Genomic DNA, 18,455 nt, shown 5'->3' on the forward strand with positions numbered 1-18,455 from the left:
AAGATCGCAGGAAATGAAAGGGATCAGAAAATGATCAGGGCATTACCCCATAAGAACCGAAGTCTTGAAGTCTGACAAGACTGAATTACCAGTAATATGGATAAGAAGCGGGTCAGAGACTACATGACCGCCGATGTTGATACGATCAATATGAATCAGATCGCGCGTGACGTGATCAATGCCATCAAGGTCACATCGCATGACGGGTTTCCCATTGTTGACGGGAACGTGGTCATCGGGTACATCTCGGCCCGGGACCTCCTCTTCGCTCACCCTGAAACACCGGTCAGGGAGATCATGAGCCAGCATCTGATCGTTGCAGATCCCGAGATGGCTATCGGAGATGTTGCACGGGTGATCATCAGATCAGGGATTCAGAAACTGCCGGTAGTGAACGAGAAGAACGAACTCCTCGGGATCATCTCAAATACCGATGTGGTCAGGTCACAGATCGAGCACGTTTCTCCTGATAAGGTCTACAAGCTGATGGACACCATCGAGAGGCTCCACGGTATCAAGCCTCACCTCTCAAAAGGGCCGGTTATGGTCAACTCACTCCTTCCGACCCAGTCAAGGATCTACATGGACGAGCTTGAGGGGAGGATGTACGAGATAAAGAAAGGGCTTGCAGAACCGGTCATCGTTATCAAAAAACCAGACCAGAATATTCTCGTAGACGGGCATCACCGGGCGGTTGCTGCCAAAAAACTCGGGATCAAGATCCTGGAAGCTTACCTGATAGAGATATCGGAGAACTTTGAATTAGGTCTCGAACGGACTGCACGGACAATGAAACTCAGGACCGTAGATGATATCCAGATCATGGATTACGCCCGTCATCCGCTTGTTGCAGGGACACACCGGTTCGGCGGGGCCATAGTGGTCGGGGGAGACCAGGTCCAGACGCCTGAAAAAAGGGATTAAGAGCCTTCGCACCTGGTGTCGTAGTCATCGTTGAGCACATGCTCGGTGACGATTGTTCCGTCCGCGATCACGACATCAGGCCAGATACGGGTGTTTGAATGAACGGTCACCCGGTTGCGGATAACACAGCGTGGTCCGATCACAGAACCGTGCTCCACGCTGCATCCGTCACCGATCATGGTCTCGTTATCCACGATCGTTCCGGAGACAGAAGAGCCCTGCCCGATTACCACCCGGTTGTAGATCGAGGACGAGAGGAGCCTCACATTATTTCGTATCACGCAGTTCTTGCCGATAGAGGTGTACGGGCCGATGAGCACGTTGTCTCCAATCGAGGTTCCTGAACCGATCACTACCGGCCCTACTATCCTGCTGTTGTTCCCAAGGTAGATCGAGCTCCCGAAATCTACAGGACCCTGGATATTGGCATTCTTCACGTCAAGGTCCCCGCTGATGTTCGCATACCTCATCTCCTGCAGCTTCCACTTCTCGGCCTGCCTGAGCGAGGCAGGACTCCCGACATCGGACCAGTTACCCCGTGCCAGCCAGCCGTTGAGCGGGAGGTTCTTCTCCATCAGGAGTGGGAAGAGGTTCTTTGCAAAATCAAACTTTACTCCTGCAGGGATGTACTCGAATATATCAGGTGAGCAGACGTACATCCCGGTCGAGGCCAGGTTTGAGAAGATTTCGCCGGGTCCCGGTTTCTCTCTGAACCTGCGGATTCGGTTCTCAACATCTATCTCTGCGATACCGTACTCTGACGGTTCATCGATGCTGATAAGCCCGATGGTGACGATGGCTGCACTCTTCAGGTGTTCACGATAGAACTCAAGGAGGTTGAGATCGGTGACATGATCCCCGCCAACGACGAGAAACGGTTTATCACCGAGGTACTTCCTGGCGTTATGAACACTGCCTGCGGTCCCGAGCTTGCTCTCTTCATACACGTAGGTGATGTTGGCACCAAGCAGGGCTCCATCGCCGAGCGACTGCTCGATGGCATCGCCTTTGTATCCCAGGGTGATAACCACATCATGAAAACCAAGATTGGAAAGGTGGGATACCAGATGCTCGATGGAAGGCTTATTGACGATCGGAATACAGGGTTTCGGGCGTTCGAAGGTGAGAGGACGCAGTCGTGTCCCTTCTCCCCCGCACATAATGCAGACCTTCATGCTTGTATCAGTATTTGCCCTGCCCGAATATATGAACTCGGAGAAAAAAGTCAGAGAGAGTCGAGGCTGATGCCGTCAAAGTCCTGCACTACTTCACTTATATCCTTGACACCAAATGCAGTCTTTACAGCCGATATCTCAAGTTCTGATGCGACAGCACACATGTAATCGAGCACATCGATAGAGAGTTCTTTCTTGATCTTGCTCTGCCGCATCTGCTCCGCCAGACGGCTGATGGTGTCAGGGTCCTCTCCTCGGAGTCGGGAGAGGCTGATAACACACATGTATATTCTGGTGAGATTTCGATCGGTCCCCGTAATGGTATCAAAGAAGTTCCTGAGAACCTGGGCCTGAAAGATCTCACCTCCCATGTTTGTGGATTTATCTTGTGGATAGTATAAAAATGTGGCGAATGTTACTTCGCAGTGCTCACGATCTTGATGATATCCCCATCCTTGAGCACTGTGGTCTCCTTGATCCTCATCTTTGTCTTTGCGTCGATGGCATACAAAAAGCCCTTCCCGATGTCGGTATGGACCTGGTACGCGAGATCACGCGGTGTTGAACCCTTCTTCATCAGGAAGGCATCAGGAAGCACCCGCCCTTTTGCATCGGTGAGATGGGTCTCGTCCTCAACCGGGTAGACCACGATCTGATCGAGAAGTCCAAAGACAGCCTGGTTGATCATCTGTTGCACCCCGGTGCCCCCATACGTATCCATGAATCCACGAATCTTGGATAGACCATCCTGCTGGGCAGCGTTGAGTGTCACACCATCAGCAATAGTAAAGGATGCATCACCAGGATGATAGACGATCAGGTTATGCTCGGCTGCGGAGCGGAGTGCGAGTTCTGCTGCGCCCGAGATGAGGCTGATTCCTGCAGCCTTTACCTTGGCAACGAGCTCTGCTGGTGCCTGGTCTGCCTTGTTGCCTGCCTGGATCATCGGCTTTGAATATTTCAGAAGGATCCTTGCAAACTTTTGAAGGTCAGCGGACTGGGCAGACCTGAAGGTGATGCCTGATTCGCGTTCGGCATCTACCACGAACTCTTCCCTGATTGAGAGACCAGCGAGCAGTTCGGCGAGGCCTGCATACATATTGTAATTTTTAACCTGGGCCTGACGCTGCATCTTTGGCCAGTGCTTCTCGATGATCCCGAACAGCCACATCGTCATTTCAGTCTCAAGCATCGGGATCTCTTCAAGCGGATCATGTGATCCGATATCATCAGGGGCGCCCTCGATATCGGTTGCACCGCTCGCGTCGATAACGTTGATGATGGCATCCGCCTGCCTGAGATGATCGAGGAACTGGTTGCCAAGGCCCTTCCCGGTGTGAGCTTCAGGGACCAGCCCTGCCACATCGATCAGGTGGACCGGGACATACCGTATCCCGTCGACGCAGACACCGCACCGGTGCTCAAGAGCAGTACAGGGACAGGGTACCCGCACATATGCGACCCCCCGGTTTGCATCGATCGTGGTGAAGGGATAGTTTGCAATTTCTGCCGGAGCAAGGGTAGCCGCCCGGTACAGGGTTGATTTTCCGCAGTTTGGTTTGCCTGCCAGTGCAAGGGTGATCATAGCTCGTACCTTAACCTATGCGGTCTAACCGATATGTATGGGGTACTCTACCAAAAAGATCTGGTATTTTGATAAACCCGGTAGCGGGAACACCCAGGATGCCCTCAAGATAGCTGCCGAGCGGGCAAAAGAACTTGGAATACGATACCTGATTGTACCGAGTTCCAGCGGTGATACCGCAAAAATAGCAGCAGATACGCTGCGGGGAACCGGAATCTCCCTGATCGTTGTGACCCATGCTGTAGGGTTCTCAAGCCCGGGAGTCTGGGAGTTTGACACCAGGGTCGCAGAAGAACTCAGGGCGGAAGGGGTGAAGATTGTAACCGGGACACATGTCCTTTCAGGCCTTGAACGCGCGTTCTCATCCTCGCCAAAAGTCGGCGGCGGCTCCAGGAGCGAGGCTGTGGCTGAGGCACTGAGGAGAGTAATCGCTGTCGGCCTCAAGGTCGCGGTTGAGTGCACGCTGATTGCTGCTGATCAGGGAGCAGTCCCGGTTACCGAAGAGGTGATCGCACTCGGAGGAACAGCCAGCGGGGTGGACACCGTCTGCGTAATCAGACCGTCACACACGAACCGGTTCTTCGATCTGCAGGTCAGAGAGATCGTAGCTATGCCACGGGACAGGTGATCATGGCTGGAAGACCATTCGCCGATGCAATCAGCCTCCTTAAAAAGCCAGTGCTCTGGCTGCCCGGCCTGTATGCAGGAGCACTGATTGCGGCATTCATATGGCTGGCCTTCTCGGGAGGAGAGTTTATCGCTGGAAAACTGCTTTTCCTCGGGGCAGTTCTCTTTCCATTCTTTGTTGCAGGGGCACTCGGATGCATGAAATCCGGGGAATATACTATAGCAGTCTTTGGAAGATCTGCAATCAGGTTCTTCTTCCCGGTTCTGCTTCCTGCTATAGTAGCCGGTGCGATAGTAATCCTGCTGCTCATACTCTTTAGCATTCCTTTCTCCATCGCCGGGCAGAGCGATCCATCCATGATCGCAGGATTGTTCATCGGCATCACGATCCCGGTTGTGATCTTTGCATTTTTTGCTGACAATGTTGCAGTCTCGGAGGGCCTTGCCATCTTTGCCACGCTGAGGCAGAGCATGATGATCGCGTCGAGATCGATAACCACCATCATCACCTGTGTTGTCTTCAGCATGGTTACTGCAGGGGCACTGGGAACGATCCTGGCGACAGTCTGGGGGATGATCCTTGCAGACAAGTTCACACAGTATATGGATCTCGGGGCTGCAGAACAGCAGAAGATCTTTGCAGGATTTACACTCTCTGACTGGCAGGGGATCCTCGGCCCTGAAGGCCTCATCGTTACTGCTGGAATGCTGGGAGTCAGCCTGATAATTTTGGTCTCGTTCTTTATCGTGTACAAACAGCAGTGTTACCTCTCTGTCCTTTCAATCCCCGCCCCGGTAATGCCTCAAACAGGAGAGTATGACGAGAAGGGACGATGGTACAAGTATTAGCGCGTCAATTCGCGTATCATTACCAGATCAAAATTTTTTTAATGAAGAGGCAGGATTAGAAGAGTGGAGAGAGAACAATCCAGAGGAGGGCGGTTACGACCCCACCTCCAAGGGTTGCCAGGAAGTTCGTCCCTGCATTCCCGATTATCTTTTTGTTCTCTAAAATTTCGCCGATCAGACTGTCGATGTTTGCACCGATAAGTCCTCCAACAACGCTGGCAAGAAATACCGGCATATCAGCAACACCGAGAAGCACTGCGCACGCAGCAATGAAGACTGCGGCAAACAGGCCTGCAATTTCACCGGTCAGAGAGACACCACCGTTCGTTCCTTCTGGGACTGGCTTTAAGGTGGTTATGAGGTACGGCCGTCCTGAACAGACACCGATCTCTCCTGCAACGGTATCAGATGCAGCGGTTGCCACACTTCCCAGGTAAACAGCGATGAATACAGGGTGTTGGGATACACCGAAGCACACCGCCGCAACGACCGAGACCAGTCCGTTGGCAAAGACATTGATGTATCCCCTGACACCACCGCTCTCCTGCTCGACATGAAGGCTCTTTTTATACTCCATCTGGTACCGGGTGGCCGCTGCACCAAGGATAAAGAACGCCAGCATGATCAGAAACCACGATATTCCGGCAAACACGATGAGGAGGATCCCGACGAGTGCGGCTGAGAAGAGACCGGCTATATCCGCAGTCTTGAGACGGTATGCAAAATACGCAAACCCGAATGAGATGAATGCAGCGGTCGCGACAAGCGGGAGATCGGCCTGAAACTCAAGGTTCTCGATCAGTAGCATGGCTAATGCGACACCGATCAGTTCACCGGTTATTGCATAGGGGTTTTTCTGTAGGATTGAATACAGCAGAATCGCTACGGTCACACCAACAACCGCAGAAAGCCAGGTTCCCGCAGTCATGTAAAAGATCACAAGGGCGCTTACCAGCAGACCGCCGATGAGAGCGAGTGCATACTCGACAGGTCTTCCACCCGAATAGAAGAAGATGAGTTCCCTTGTTGATACGATCAGGAGGGTCGCACAGAGAACAAACGCAGGAACAAACCCGAAGAAACTGAGTATCCCCAGGATGAACAGGGCGAGGGGAAGGGCAAGATCATGTACCCTGATGCAGATGAACGCGGAGGTGAGGATAAGGAAAAATCCCGCCATTCCGGGGGGCATATGAGGAACAAGAAGGGTGAGAACGACGGCAGCAAGGAAAGCCTGCCATCTCCCCGGTAGTATCATAGTACATAATAGGAGTATACATCAGATGAAGGTATCAGGATCCAGCGATAGAAACCCTTTATCCGGATACCTCAAACGGTACCCCTCAATGAACGTTGAACACCGGCATGTCTGCAAAGGCTGCCCGCCTGCCAGGTGGCTTCTCGTGCCCCTGACTCTGCTTATCTTCTTTACCGCAATAACCACGGCCACCCCGTCGTTCTCCCCCAATGAGGGAAAGATACCGCTTAAGGTGCAGTTCACTCTCCCGGGTGGCGAGAGTTGTGATTCAGTAAAATGGGATTTCGGTGACGGGAACACCTCAACAGAGGCCAGTCCGTCATACTCATACACAAGAATGAGTTTCTTTTACCCGATTTGTGTATGCACCCTTCCCGGAGCGACGGTGACCTACTCTTTCGGTAAAATCGTCCCTGAAAATGCGGTGTTCAAAGGCATCGACGATACCCCGCAGACTCCGACTGATGTAAAGGTTGATGTGAAGTCAGACGGTCTTAGTCTTGAAGATCTCATTAAACAGGGGACTGTATTCTACAACCTTGGCCTGTACGATTATGCAGCAACATCATACAAGGGTGCAATCCAGAAGTCAGGATCAGATCCACAGCTCCTGGCAAAATACGGAGATATCCTTGTTGGCCTCTCACATTGGGAAGAAGCAAAAAATGCCTATAATCAGTCACTAGCCATCAAACAGGACAAAGATGTGCTGAATGCATATGGAAATGCCCTCGTCCAGCTGAAGAAATTTGATGTGGCTCTTGCCGCGTTCAACCAGTCACTTGCAATGGAGACAACAAACCCGGGTGCATGGGCAGGATCCGGCCGGGCTTACAAGGGACTCAAACAGGTGAATGAATCTGCGACTGCTTACCAGAAGTCAGTTGATCTTGAGGCATCACAGCCGTCTGTCTGGAAAGAGTACGGGGATGTCCTGATGTCAGCAGAAAGGAGCACCGATGCGATCACTGCGTATGAAAAGGCGATAGCCCAGGGCGTTTCAGGTGCTGATATGTACATCAGTTATGGGGAGGCTCTCAGAAAGGCAGGACGTAACGCGGATGCTGAAGCAGCAATTGCGACGGCCCGGAGTATGCAGGGAAAATTATATGTGTCCAACATTGACACTGCCATCCATTGCACAGCCGGCGGGGCCATGGGATAAGGCATCCCCTTTTTCTGCATGATGGAAATTTCTGCCAGACAGGTTTCCATCAGATACATTACCCATAGCCCACAAACGGATAAGAAATGCCCTTGTCCGATCCACTTCCCAAAAATTATGATTATCGCGAGGTTGAGGCGCGATGGCAGAAAACCTGGAAGGATGAAGACCATTACTTCCAGGAGAACTCAGATAAACCCCAATTTGTCATAGATACACCCCCGCCATACCCGACCGGGGAATTCCATATCGGCAACGCATTCAACTGGTGTTACATCGATTTTCTCGCTAGATACAAAAGAATGAAAGGGTACAACGTGATGTTTCCCCAGGGGTGGGACTGTCACGGACTGCCGACCGAGGTCAAGGTCGAAGAGACCCATAAAATAACCAAGAACGATGTGCCCCGCCAGCAGTTCAGGGAGATGTGTCGTTCTCTTACGATCGGAAACATCGAGAAGATGCGGGCATCCATGCGCCGCATGGCATTCTCGATAGACTGGTCGCACGAGTACATCACGATGATGCCGTATTACTACGGCAAGACCCAGCTCTCATTTCTGCGGATGTTCAAAGCCGGGCAGATCTACCAGAGTAACCATCCGGTAAACTTCTGTCCCCGTTGTGAAACTGCTATAGCATTTGCTGAGGTCAATTACAGCGACAGGACCACGTCCCTGAACTTCTTCAATTTTGACGGTGTAGAGATCGCAACAACCAGGCCTGAACTTCTTGCAGCCTGTGTCGCTGTGGCAGTTCATCCTGCAGATGAACGGTACGCAGGAAAAGGCGGCAAGACCCTGAAGGTCCCCCTTTTCGGGCATGAGGTTCCGATAATCACCGACGAGGCTGTGGATCCAGCCTTCGGATCAGGTGCGGTCATGATCTGTACCTTTGGTGACAAGCAGGATGTGCTCTGGTGGAGGACACATAACCTGCCCCTGCGCAAGGCCATCGATAAGAGCGGGAAGATGACCGGTATCGCTGGAAAGTATTCCGGCATGACTTCAGGAGACTGCCGGAAAGCAATCCTTGCTGAGATGCAGGACCAGGGTATCCTGATCAGGCAGCAGCCGCTTGAACAGCGGGTAGGAACCTGCTGGAGATGCAAGACTCCCATCGAGATCCTGTCTGAGAATCAGTGGTTCGTCAGGATCCCACACGAGGCAGCGCTCAAGGCCGCAAAAGAGGTGAAGTGGTATCCAGAGCACATGTTCCTGCGGATGGAGAACTGGATCGAGCAGATGGAGTGGGACTGGTGTATCTCACGCCAGAGGCTCTTTGCCACTCCAATCCCGATCTGGTTCTGCAAGGACTGCGGCGAGGTCATAATCCCTGAAGAGGCTGACCTGCCCGTTGATCCGACCGTCGACAAGCCAAAGAAGCCCTGCCCGAAATGTGGCAGCACCTCGTTTGCTGCTGAAACAGATGTGCTTGATACCTGGATGGACTCCTCGATATCGGTCCTTCATGTAACCGGCTGGGACGGGAGCCAGACAAAACCGCCACTCTTCCCCGCCCAGATTCGGCCCCAGGGGCATGACATCATCAGGACATGGGCATTTTACACTATCCTCCGTGCGGTCTCACTTGTAGGCGGCAGACCCTGGGATCAGATCCTGGTCAACGGGATGGTGCTTGGTGAAGACGGATTCAAGATGAGCAAGAGCCGGGGCAATGTCACGGTACCTGAGGAGATTCTGAGCCAGTACGGGGCAGACTCACTGCGTCAGTGGGCTGCTGCCGGTGCTGCAACCGGTTCTGATATCCAGTTCAACTGGAACGATGTTGTGGCTGCCAACCGGTTCCTGACCAAGATGTGGAACATCTCCCGGTTCGCCCTGATGCAACTCTCCCGCGAGCCCTACAATGAAAAAGCCCCGGTTACGGCCCTCGCAGATCGCTGGCTTTTAGCCCGGCTCGATCAGGCGGTCCGTGACATCTCTGATGCTTTCGAGACATACCAGTTCGACAGAGGACTTCGCGCCATCAGAGAGTTTGCATGGGATGTTCTCGCAGACAACTACATCGAGATCGTCAAAGGAAGGTTATACGGCGGTTCAGGCAGGGATGGTGCCTGTGTCGCAATTCAGACCGCATTAAACAGCCTCTGCCGGATGATGGCCCCGTACACGCCATACTTTGCTGAGGAGATATGGTCAGCAGCGTTTGAAGGTTCGGTGCACAAGCAGCCCTGGGTTGACTTCACCTATGCTGATCCGCAGGCACTCGCTGACGGGCAGATGCTTGTTCGGATCGTCACCGAGGTCCGCAGGTACAAGCATGACAAAAATCTAGCGTTAAATGCCCCGCTCGGAACCGTGACGGTATACACTGCGAATCTGATCGATGATGCCGGGGACGGAAGCCTGGCTCTGAATTGTTCCTTGAAATATATGGCAGGGAAGCCTGAACTCAGGCAGGTTGCAACCGGCGTCTCCTTCAATATGGGGATCATCGGCCCGGCACTCCGTGGTCAGGCAAAAGGATTCATGCAGGCGATCGAGGCACTGCCAAAGGAACAACTGGTTCAGCTCCCCAAGACCGTGAATGTGGGAGGAGAAGAGATAGCAGTGCCTGAGGGATCAGTGATCCCCCAGATGTCCTATACCGTGGCTGGTGCAGCTGTCGAGATCATCACTGCCCAGGATGATCTTATCATCACGGTTGAGCAGAAAGAATAATTTCTGATCTGGTGACGGTCCGGATAAGGGATGATTAACCAGTAAAATTTTTTCAGATCTTTCAGGGATCCTGAAGCAGAACCTACATATAAAATGGATTCAGTTTTTTTTCAAATCAGGAAACAGACGGTCGATTTTTGCAGCACCCATAGCCGGGCACTGATTGCGGGGTATTTGTGTATATGCTGCGTCATCGGACTGATCTGTAAGTGTCTTGTTGCTGTGTTACAGCCGCTCACGTCAGACACTGTCGTTCCCGGACTCATGGCTATGGAGATCTGGAACCATGGAAATCCGTTACTGAATGATTTTGTATTACCTGCTCCGGATCCAAATATTCTCGAAGATATCTGTTTTTTCTTCATCCCCCAGGTTTTGTCAGACTTCAGTCCTCTCGTCCTTAAATTAACCGGCTATGTTCAGTTCCTGGCAATAATCCTGGTTTTTTCTCTGATTCTATACTCTGTTCTTAAGAATAAAACTGCGGTCCTTCTGTTCATCGCCCTGATGGCCTCATGCTGTCCGTCCACACAGATCTGGCATCTGTATTATTACGCCAGTAAATACCTCCTCCCGGTCTTTCATAACTCTACGGTTATCTTCCTTGGTATCCTGATGTATCTCACGTTTGTAAAGAAGTGGGACACCTTTCCCAGGATAATAATTCCAATCTGTATACTGATCATCGTGACGATATCAGACTCGTTACTGGTGATCTGGTTTGTGGTTCCCCTGGCTGTAATGTATGTTCTTTTCTGGAACACAGACTACCAGCCCAGACTGATTTTTGTGGCATCTGCAGGGATTGCATCGATACTGGCACATTTTATCAAGTATTTTAACCCGATGCTGTTTGAGTACGGAGACTTTACCTTCAAACTGTTCTCAAGAACAGAGACTGATTTCTCAAATTTCTTTACTATTCTCCAGTCATACCTCATACCTGATCTCTTCTATCCGGGTCAGATTCCAAGAACAATACTCATTGTAGTGATTATGGCAGTTCTTGTGGTTCTTACATTTTATATTAAAAGAACAGCCCTACCGGAAACTGACAAAAGACTTGTGATCTTCTCACTCCTGTCCATCGTCTGCACAATGGGAATCATCATTGTCTTCTCAGAGATGGATGCATGGGCCTACATCAGTCAGATACCGGTTCTGGCGTATCTTGCTGCAATAATCGTTATCTATCACTCACATAGCAGGATTGCATGGGCACAATATCTCCTCATATTTCTGGTAACAGTGAACCTTGTCATGATGGCAGGCCTGACTGTCGGTTTGAATACATCACCAAATGAGGAGCAATATAAATTAATAGATACCTTGTCTCAGAACGGAGTGAGATTCGCTTATGCCAATTTCTGGGATGCAAATGTAATCACGTATCTTTCCCATGACACTCTCACAGTCAGATCAGTCGAGTACACTGGGATACTTGCACCATTCATAGGAGGGGCAATGAATATCAGATGGTTTGAACGGCATACTATGGATGAGATGCCATTGACACTGATAATCAAAAATTCTGATCCCGGCGATTTATTGTCATTTATCTCTAAAAATCCACCAGACAGGTTTAATGATCTTGACTTTTATTCAGTCGTGCAGTATGACTCCCTGAATCAGACAGCGTTTACAGATGTTCCAAAGAATTGGCGGGAGAGACTAGGCTCTACAAATATCGGCATGTCAAGAATTCTAGAGAAGATTACCCTTCTCACAAGGAGACCCGAATCATCCTGATTTTTCAGGATGACTGTCTCTGCTGCGATTTGTCAGGCTTTTATGCACATGCCATGGTGCATTATATCAGATGTTCACCTCATACCATTAGTAACAGACGATGGATATGTCAGAACCGATGCCCGACAGCCTTCTCTCTAAAGTAGGCGAGAAAAGTTCGTTTATTATTCTGTTATGTCTTTTCGGGGTCATTGCAGGTGTCAGGATCCTGTTATCCGGATTGATAGTAAGCCCGCAGATCTTCGAAGATGAACTGGTGTATGATATCATTGCCAGGCAGGTCTACAACGGGGCCCTGCTCACCACTCATCTGCCGTATCCCCCATGGCCGTTCTCACCCGGATATTCATTTGTTGCCAGCCTCGCATACCTCTTCAGTCCCGATAAGTACGTTGTATATCATAACATGCTGGCCATCAATGCCATTTTGACAACCAGCATCATCTTCCCTGCATATTATCTCTTGAAATCAGTAACATCAAGAGGAGTAGCATTTTCAGGAGCCTTGCTTGTTGCCCTCCTCCCCGCAGTCACCATGAACACCTATGTCCTCATGAGCGAGGCACTGTTCATACCCCTGACCCTTTTTTCAGTCTGGTTTGTTAAAGAATCATTCTCAACAGATAATCCATGCAGATGGGATATTTTTACAGGACTATCAGTTTTTATTCTCTACTTCACCCGTGGAACCGGTATCTCCATGGTAATAGCCCTGGTTCTTACTATGGCCTGGTTGTTTCTTAAAGGGTATCTGCAGGTCACAAAGACAATGCAGAAAAAACTGATTTTGATCGCAGGTCCGGGATTGCTATTATATCTGATGTGGGTCGTCGATCAGTTACTTATGAAGGGTTCACTCCCGTCAGGTTACAGTACCAGTTACTATACTACTCTGATAACTGAGGCGCTGACCCGCAATCCTGTCCATCTGGTCTATGTCTTCCTGCAGCATCTGGACTATCTCCTGCTTGGATCGTTCATCATCTTTCCGATATTGGCAATTCTCGCAGGATACTCATATATGCGACCAGCGTTCGGGTCATATTCACCAGGGCAGAAAGAACAGATTGCCAGATCAGGGAGCATCCCAGCCCTCTTGTACTGCTCTGTCTTCTCCATTATTCTGTTCTTATTCACAATCGCCCACATGTGTAACCTCTCATACGAATACTCGATCTGTGGGAGGTATGTTGACGCTATCATCCCGCTGATCATCATCGGAGGGATCATCGGGCTTGATCGACTGACTTGTGCAGGAGACACAACCACTTTCCTGAAACCTGCTCTTGCCAGTCTCATCGTTACAGTAATCATAACTTTAGCAGTCATGCTCCCCTTCGCTCATCAGCCGAACAACAATGCTGCAATATTTTACCTGTACTCCCTGGTTTCAGGGAATCTGATAACCTTACTCTCTCTGCTTATAGGGGGGGTCCTGACCCTTCTCTGTGGAATTGTCATCAGGTTCAGAAAAGGGATTGTTCCGTATCTAGTTCTGATAATTCTGCTTACTCTTTTCAGTTCGGTGGCGATCACCGCTTGGGAGATCCAGACCGCAAGAAGTTTTGGATCCACACTCCCCTTCTGCCAGGCAATCTACTCATTACCTGGCGACCAGATGGGTGTCCTCTGGGATACATCATCAGAGACAGACGGCTGGGATAAGATGGTCTATTACACTCTCAAGTTCTGGCTCGGGGACAGGGTATCTGAACTTGATCAAAAAACCCAGCCATCCGGAAGATCATGGCTGATTACAAAGGCACAAAAAGGAGAACAGGTATTGAGTTACGGAGATTACCGCGTAGTCCCAATCCAATCAGGGGTAGTTACTTCCCTGCCCTCTTCCTGATCTTACTTTCGACAAAATTCAGGATCGTTTCTGGTGCTAGTGCTCCGTCAATGATCACAAACCGTCCGGGCTCTGCCCTGGCACGGTTCAGGTAATTGTTTTGAACTTTTGTGAGCACCTCTGTCTTCTCAAAATGCTCTGCAGCACCTCTTTTCTGTGTCCGGGCGAGGGCGGTCTCCACCGGCAACACGAGTAGAAAGGTCAGGTCTGGAATGATCGTCCAGCCGTTGTGCACCGCTGAAAGCCAGCCAGGCGGGTCAGGCAAGAATCCGGAGAGCGAGACCTCCTGGTAGGCGAACCTGCTGTCAATGTACCGGTCAGATATGAGCAGCCTTCCATCTGCGAGAGCGGGCCGCACCACCTCACGGAGGTGGGCTGCGTGATCGGCGACAAAAAGGAGGGCTTCTGCAATAGGGTCAACCTGTTCTGCTATCGCACGCCGTACCTGGTCCCCAATCCAGGTTGCACCCGGCTCGCGTGTCATCACCGGTGAGAGATCCCTGAGCCTGCCCGCGAGGGCTTCATGCAGGCTACTCTTCCCACACCCGTCTATCCCTTCAATCGTTATCAGCACAGGCATCCCCCTCGTATCATCTCCAGAGGTATCGCACCGGAATGAAGAGCAGTCGCGATGATGGCCCCATCAAAACCACAGTTGTCAAGGAGAGTGAGGTCCTGCATTCCGGCAACCCCTCCGCCCCAGAAGAGACGGCCTGGGTACGCTGTCCGGCAGCGTTCCAGAAATGCAGGATCAAGTCCTCTCCTGGTGCCGACACCACCGATGTCAAGCAGGATACACCCTTCAAACGCACAATCACCCGCATTTACAAGGGCCTGAACCGGATCTGTCCCTTCGGGAACCACACGTCCGTCTTTCATATCAACTGAGAGAAACCCTCCTGAGAATACAGAGAGATCTGATCCCGCTGTCTCGGTTCCGATAATATGTATCACACCGGGGCAGTCCAGCACATCATCAGGAGATCTGCATCCCCGATCGAGATAGAGGGTCTTCACCTCCCTAGCGAGAGCAGGTATAATAGAGTCATGACTCCCGACACCGGTGATCCGATCCAGGTCAGCGATGTACAGATACCGCGGTCTGATCTCCTCTAGATACCCGATCGGTTCGGCAGTCGAGGCGAGAGGGGTCTGAACAGGCCGGTACTCGTCCCGTCTCCCACTCTTTCCGTGAACAATACTGCCACTTTTCAGGTCAGCCGCGAGGATAAGGTCCATATCAAACGTAATCACTATTTAGATACCAGTTGCATAAAATGTATGCAGTTATTAGTCAGCCCGGCCAGCATAGAAGAAGCCAAAATGGCGCTTGCTGCCGATATTGTTGACGTAAAACGCCCTGAGGAGGGATCGCTCGGTGCTTCTTTTCCCTGGATAATTCGGGCGATCAAAGATCTCACTCATAAACCCGTCAGTGCAGCTATCGGCGATTTTGATTACAAACCCGGAGGTGCTGCCCTCACAGCCCTTGGTGCTGCAGCAGCAGGTGCAGATTATATCAAGATCGGTCTGATGTTTGACGGGAAAGAAGAAGCCCGTGAATTAATAAAAGCCGTTGTCAGGGCAGTCAAAGATACCTATCCTGAAAAGACCGTTGTGATTGCTGCCTACTCAGACTGGAAACGTCTTGAGACCATATCACCGTTTGACCTGGTTCCTATCGCTGCCGATGCAGGAGCAGATATTTCGATGGTTGATACCGGAATAAAAGATGGGAAGTCAACCTTCGAGTTCATGAACGAGGCAGACCTCACCCGGTTCACGGCAATGAACCGCGAATATGGTCTACAGACCGCGTTAGCGGGCTCACTCAAGTTCGAAGACCTGGAGACTCTGAAACGGATAAATCCCGAGATCATCGGAGTCAGAGGGATGGTCTGTGGAGGAGACCGCAGGGCTACAGTCAGAGAGGAATTAGTTATGAAAGCGATCAGCATGGTTCACTAACATGTTTCTGGAAAAATTGGAAGCACCAAAGGGTCTCACATTTGATGATGTACTGCTGGAACCAGCAGCTTCAGAGGTTGAACCTGACCAGACCTCAGTCTGTACGAAATTTTCCCGCAATATCTCACTCAATATCCCACTCGTGAGTGCGGCAATGGATACGGTCAGCACCTCGACAATGGCGATCGCCCTGGCACGCGCTGGCGGTATATCCGTCATTCACCGGAACATGTCAGCCGAGCAGGAGGTCGAAGAGGTCAGGGCTGTCAAGCGTGAGGCCGAGATCATCGAGCGGGACGTGCTGACTGTTGGTCCTGAGGTCACGGTTACCGAGGTTGAACGTCTCATGGTGTTCCACGGAATCGGTGGGGTACCGGTTGTCGATAATGGGAAGGTGATCGGGATCGTCAGCCGTCGTGATATCAGGGCGATCGCAAGCCGCCGTGGCTCAGAAAGAGTGTCATCAATTATGACACACGAGCCCCTAGTTGCAACCGAAGAGATCACCCTTGATGAGGCCTTTGATCTGATGTATTCACGCAAGGTCGAGCGCCTTCCAGTGGTTGGCAAAGACAAGAGCCTGATCGGGATCATCTCAATGCAGGACCTTCTTGAGAAGAGCCAGTTTCCGGGAGCAATACGGGACGAAAATGGCAATCTCAGGGTTGCAGCAGCAGTGGGTCCGTTCGATCAGAAGAGAGCATCAATGCTGGCAGATGCTGGTGTAGATGCGATCGTGGTGGACTGTGCACACGGACATAACCTGAACGTGGTAAAGGGAGTTAAAGAGATCAAGGCGAGCCTCTCCTGCGATGTTGTTGCAGGTAACATTGCCACCAGGGCAGCTGCAGAGGCACTCGCAGATACCGTTGACGGTCTGAAGGTCGGAATTGGTCCCGGATCGATCTGCACAACCCGTGTGGTTGCCGGAGTAGGCGTTCCCCAGATTACCGCGATCGCCCAGGTTGCTGAGATAGCATCTCCTGCCGGTGTCCCGGTTATCGCGGACGGTGGGATCAGGTACAGCGGAGATGTTGCCAAAGCGATTGCAGCTGGTGCAGACTCGGTGATGATGGGTAACATGTTTGCCGGCACCGACGAGGCACCGGGGTCCCTGGTCACAATTCAGGGGCGCAAGTACAAGCAGTACAGGGGCATGGGTTCCCTTGGTGTGATGAGCAGCGGTGTCTCCAGTGACCGGTACTTCCAGAAGAAGGAGATCGGACGGACAAAGTTCGTGCCAGAAGGAGTCGAAGGAGTTACCCCGTATGTGGGTCCGGTGCAGGACGTCATCTACCAGATGATCGGCGGACTCAAGTCAGCGATGGGATATACCGGCTCAGCTGACATCCAGGAGATGCACTTAAAAACGAGGTTCATCAGGATCACACAGGCAGGGTACCTCGAGAGTCACCCGCATAATATTACGATCACTGATGAGGCTCCGAACTACCGTATCTGATCAACGCAACCAATTATTTTTATAAATATGACACTAACTATACGTTAGTGAGTGACGAAGAGGCTGAACTTTCCCTGCTGCTCGATATTCTGGGAAATCGGAATCGCAGGCGTATTATTGAATTAATAAGGGATAAGCCATGCTTTGTCACCGAGATATCAGAAAAACTGATGATATCACCAAAGGCAGTAATAGATCACCTCCAGATGCTTGAAGAGGCCAGTATTCTCTCATTCAGGCATGATGAAAAACGGAGGAAGTATTACTACCTGGCACATGATATCAATATCCAGGTACATCTCGACAGACAGCAACAGGGTCTCATTCCCCTCGTGCTGAGCGAGGATCAGAAGTTCATAATCTCCCTGCTGAAACTCTGGCAGATGATCTCTGCACGTCAGCAGATCACTCTGCGGCTGGAGGAGCTGGAACGGGAGATCGATCAGCAGATCAGCGAGGCACTCAGACAGGGTCGTCTTGCCGGGAACGGGGATACCGGGCTGATGGTCGCGGTTGCACTTGCCCATGGCGCACGGACCGTTGAGGAGATCTCACATCTGACTGATCTTGATACTTCTACCGTGGAAGAAGCCATAGAAGCGCTCGTTGAACAGGGAATCGCATGCAGAACAGGATCGAGTTATCGACTGAGAGGAAACTATGCCGAACAACCCTTATGATGACCTGATGAAAAACCTTGCCCGGTTGATAGAGCAGGTCACAGGTCTCGACCAGAATATGCGCTACCCAGGAGACAATGAGTATGAAGCACCCCGGATCATCGGGTGCGCCATCATCACCAGTGAAACATCTGATCAGGAGATCCCGCTCAAAAAACCGTTCGAAGTCGGGTACGAGATCGTAGATGCAGGAGAGGTTGCATACCTGACCATTGCACTCCCGTCATCACTTTCAGAACTTCCTGAGATCGAGTTCGATGCAGAGAAGGTGTTTATTACAGCAGGAGGTGCCCGGGCACCAGTCGATCTTTCATTTCAGATCGTCCCTGAATCATGCTCGTTTACCATCACAAACGGGGTCGTGGATATCACCCTCACTAAAGCAGTAATTCCTGCCGATATCACAGAATAATCTTTTTTTACTTCACGTCATTTCGGAAACTCATCAGTTATCACCGGAGAGAGCATACCACACTT

The 18,455-nt window shown here is 51.1% G+C and carries 17 protein-coding genes; 11 read left to right on the forward strand and 6 right to left on the reverse strand.

The window, feature by feature from the left end; genetic code table 11:
- Positions 1 to 96: 96 nt before the first annotated feature.
- Complete coding sequence (locus ACHZA2_RS06030) at positions 97 to 924, forward strand: CBS domain-containing protein (RefSeq protein ID WP_319539681.1); 828 nt, start codon at positions 97 to 99, stop codon at positions 922 to 924.
- On the opposite strand, the gene ACHZA2_RS06035 is transcribed toward ACHZA2_RS06030, so the two are convergent.
- From ACHZA2_RS06035 to ACHZA2_RS06045, 3 genes are read right to left on the reverse strand one after another with little or no spacing between them, the layout of a single operon-like run.
- Positions 921 to 2,099 (reverse strand): NDP-sugar synthase, encoded by a 1,179-nt coding sequence (locus ACHZA2_RS06035; protein ID WP_319578947.1) that lies wholly within the window; start codon positions 2,097 to 2,099, stop codon positions 921 to 923. The genes ACHZA2_RS06030 and ACHZA2_RS06035 overlap by 4 nt on opposite strands.
- Positions 2,100 to 2,149: 50 nt before the next feature.
- Positions 2,150 to 2,470: a hypothetical protein gene (locus tag ACHZA2_RS06040; protein WP_319578948.1), complete on the reverse strand. Its 321-nt coding sequence runs from the start codon at positions 2,468 to 2,470 to the stop codon at positions 2,150 to 2,152.
- Positions 2,471 to 2,514: 44 nt separating this feature from the next.
- Positions 2,515 to 3,684, reverse strand: a complete 1,170-nt coding sequence (locus tag ACHZA2_RS06045; RefSeq protein WP_319539678.1) for a redox-regulated ATPase YchF — start codon at positions 3,682 to 3,684, stop codon at positions 2,515 to 2,517.
- Between the two features lie 37 nt (positions 3,685 to 3,721).
- On the opposite strand from ACHZA2_RS06045, the gene ACHZA2_RS06050 reads away from it, so the two are divergent.
- Both ACHZA2_RS06050 and ACHZA2_RS06055 read left to right on the forward strand, forming a co-directional pair.
- Positions 3,722 to 4,312 carry a pyruvate kinase alpha/beta domain-containing protein gene (locus ACHZA2_RS06050; RefSeq protein ID WP_319578949.1) on the forward strand — a complete coding sequence of 197 codons (591 nt, stop codon included), beginning with the start codon at positions 3,722 to 3,724 and terminating at the stop codon, positions 4,310 to 4,312.
- 2 nt (positions 4,313 to 4,314) lie between these two features.
- Entirely contained in the window at positions 4,315 to 5,160 is an 846-nt protein-coding gene (locus tag ACHZA2_RS06055) for a hypothetical protein (protein WP_319578950.1), read from the forward strand.
- Between the two features lie 55 nt (positions 5,161 to 5,215).
- Here the strand turns inward: ACHZA2_RS06055 and ACHZA2_RS06060 are convergent, their stop codons facing one another.
- Positions 5,216 to 6,418: a TIGR00297 family protein gene (locus tag ACHZA2_RS06060; RefSeq protein WP_319578951.1), complete on the reverse strand. Its 1,203-nt coding sequence runs from the start codon at positions 6,416 to 6,418 to the stop codon at positions 5,216 to 5,218.
- Between the two features lie 88 nt (positions 6,419 to 6,506).
- Between ACHZA2_RS06060 and ACHZA2_RS06065 the strand changes: the two genes are divergently transcribed.
- From ACHZA2_RS06065 to ACHZA2_RS06080, 4 genes are all read left to right on the forward strand, one after another.
- The gene (locus ACHZA2_RS06065) at positions 6,507 to 7,583 is read left to right on the forward strand and encodes a tetratricopeptide repeat protein (RefSeq protein ID WP_319578952.1); all 1,077 of its coding nucleotides are present in this window, start codon (positions 6,507 to 6,509) and stop codon (positions 7,581 to 7,583) included.
- Between the two features lie 86 nt (positions 7,584 to 7,669).
- Entirely contained in the window at positions 7,670 to 10,267 is a 2,598-nt protein-coding gene (locus tag ACHZA2_RS06070; protein ID WP_319578953.1) for a valine--tRNA ligase, read from the forward strand.
- A gap of 174 nt (positions 10,268 to 10,441) precedes the next feature.
- The gene (locus ACHZA2_RS06075; protein WP_319578954.1) at positions 10,442 to 12,016 is read left to right on the forward strand and encodes a hypothetical protein; all 1,575 of its coding nucleotides are present in this window, start codon (positions 10,442 to 10,444) and stop codon (positions 12,014 to 12,016) included.
- 118 nt (positions 12,017 to 12,134) lie between these two features.
- Positions 12,135 to 13,868: a hypothetical protein gene (locus tag ACHZA2_RS06080; RefSeq protein WP_394698505.1), complete on the forward strand. Its 1,734-nt coding sequence runs from the start codon at positions 12,135 to 12,137 to the stop codon at positions 13,866 to 13,868.
- On the opposite strand, the gene tmk is transcribed toward ACHZA2_RS06080, so the two are convergent.
- Positions 13,846 to 14,442 carry a dTMP kinase gene (gene tmk, locus ACHZA2_RS06085; protein ID WP_319580946.1) on the reverse strand — a complete coding sequence of 199 codons (597 nt, stop codon included), beginning with the start codon at positions 14,440 to 14,442 and terminating at the stop codon, positions 13,846 to 13,848. The two genes, ACHZA2_RS06080 and tmk, sit on opposite strands and share 23 nt — an antisense overlap.
- Complete coding sequence (locus ACHZA2_RS06090; RefSeq protein ID WP_319578956.1) at positions 14,436 to 15,107, reverse strand: HisA/HisF-related TIM barrel protein; 672 nt, start codon at positions 15,105 to 15,107, stop codon at positions 14,436 to 14,438. Before ACHZA2_RS06090 ends, tmk begins: the two co-directional genes overlap by 7 nt.
- A gap of 42 nt (positions 15,108 to 15,149) precedes the next feature.
- On the opposite strand from ACHZA2_RS06090, the gene ACHZA2_RS06095 reads away from it, so the two are divergent.
- The 4 genes from ACHZA2_RS06095 to ACHZA2_RS06110 are packed head-to-tail and all read left to right on the forward strand — an operon-like array spanning position 15,150 to position 18,390.
- Positions 15,150 to 15,836: a (5-formylfuran-3-yl)methyl phosphate synthase gene (locus ACHZA2_RS06095; RefSeq protein WP_319578957.1), complete on the forward strand. Its 687-nt coding sequence runs from the start codon at positions 15,150 to 15,152 to the stop codon at positions 15,834 to 15,836.
- A gap of 1 nt (position 15,837) precedes the next feature.
- On the forward strand, positions 15,838 to 17,298 hold the full coding sequence (gene guaB / locus ACHZA2_RS06100) for an IMP dehydrogenase (RefSeq protein WP_319578958.1): 1,461 nt from the start codon (positions 15,838 to 15,840) through the stop codon (positions 17,296 to 17,298).
- Between the two features lie 47 nt (positions 17,299 to 17,345).
- The gene (locus ACHZA2_RS06105) at positions 17,346 to 17,978 is read left to right on the forward strand and encodes an ArsR family transcriptional regulator (protein WP_319578959.1); all 633 of its coding nucleotides are present in this window, start codon (positions 17,346 to 17,348) and stop codon (positions 17,976 to 17,978) included.
- The gene (locus ACHZA2_RS06110; RefSeq protein WP_319578960.1) at positions 17,959 to 18,390 is read left to right on the forward strand and encodes a CS domain-containing protein; all 432 of its coding nucleotides are present in this window, start codon (positions 17,959 to 17,961) and stop codon (positions 18,388 to 18,390) included. The genes ACHZA2_RS06105 and ACHZA2_RS06110 overlap by 20 nt, the downstream gene beginning before the upstream one ends.
- Positions 18,391 to 18,455: the final 65 nt, after the last annotated feature.

Source organism: uncultured Methanospirillum sp. (assembly GCF_963668415.2).
Taxonomy (GTDB): Archaea; Halobacteriota; Methanomicrobia; order Methanomicrobiales; family Methanospirillaceae; genus Methanospirillum.

Excerpts from the sequence above, each read along its gene's own strand:
- ACHZA2_RS06030 (WP_319539681.1), top strand. The coding sequence starts at position 97 with ATGGATAAGAAGCGGGTCAGAGACTACATGACCGCCGATGTTGATACG.
- ACHZA2_RS06035 (WP_319578947.1), bottom strand. The coding sequence starts at position 2,099 with ATGAAGGTCTGCATTATGTGCGGGGGAGAAGGGACACGACTGCGTCCT.
- ACHZA2_RS06040 (WP_319578948.1), bottom strand. The coding sequence starts at position 2,470 with ATGGGAGGTGAGATCTTTCAGGCCCAGGTTCTCAGGAACTTCTTTGAT.
- ACHZA2_RS06045 (WP_319539678.1), bottom strand. The coding sequence starts at position 3,684 with ATGATCACCCTTGCACTGGCAGGCAAACCAAACTGCGGAAAATCAACC.
- ACHZA2_RS06050 (WP_319578949.1), top strand. The coding sequence starts at position 3,722 with ATGGGGTACTCTACCAAAAAGATCTGGTATTTTGATAAACCCGGTAGC.
- ACHZA2_RS06055 (WP_319578950.1), top strand. The coding sequence starts at position 4,315 with ATGGCTGGAAGACCATTCGCCGATGCAATCAGCCTCCTTAAAAAGCCA.
- ACHZA2_RS06060 (WP_319578951.1), bottom strand. The coding sequence starts at position 6,418 with ATGATACTACCGGGGAGATGGCAGGCTTTCCTTGCTGCCGTCGTTCTC.
- ACHZA2_RS06065 (WP_319578952.1), top strand. The coding sequence starts at position 6,507 with ATGAACGTTGAACACCGGCATGTCTGCAAAGGCTGCCCGCCTGCCAGG.
- ACHZA2_RS06070 (WP_319578953.1), top strand. The coding sequence starts at position 7,670 with ATGCCCTTGTCCGATCCACTTCCCAAAAATTATGATTATCGCGAGGTT.
- ACHZA2_RS06080 (WP_394698505.1), top strand. The coding sequence starts at position 12,135 with ATGCCCGACAGCCTTCTCTCTAAAGTAGGCGAGAAAAGTTCGTTTATT.
- ACHZA2_RS06090 (WP_319578956.1), bottom strand. The coding sequence starts at position 15,107 with ATGGACCTTATCCTCGCGGCTGACCTGAAAAGTGGCAGTATTGTTCAC.
- ACHZA2_RS06095 (WP_319578957.1), top strand. The coding sequence starts at position 15,150 with ATGCAGTTATTAGTCAGCCCGGCCAGCATAGAAGAAGCCAAAATGGCG.
- guaB (WP_319578958.1), top strand. The coding sequence starts at position 15,838 with ATGTTTCTGGAAAAATTGGAAGCACCAAAGGGTCTCACATTTGATGAT.
- ACHZA2_RS06110 (WP_319578960.1), top strand. The coding sequence starts at position 17,959 with ATGCCGAACAACCCTTATGATGACCTGATGAAAAACCTTGCCCGGTTG.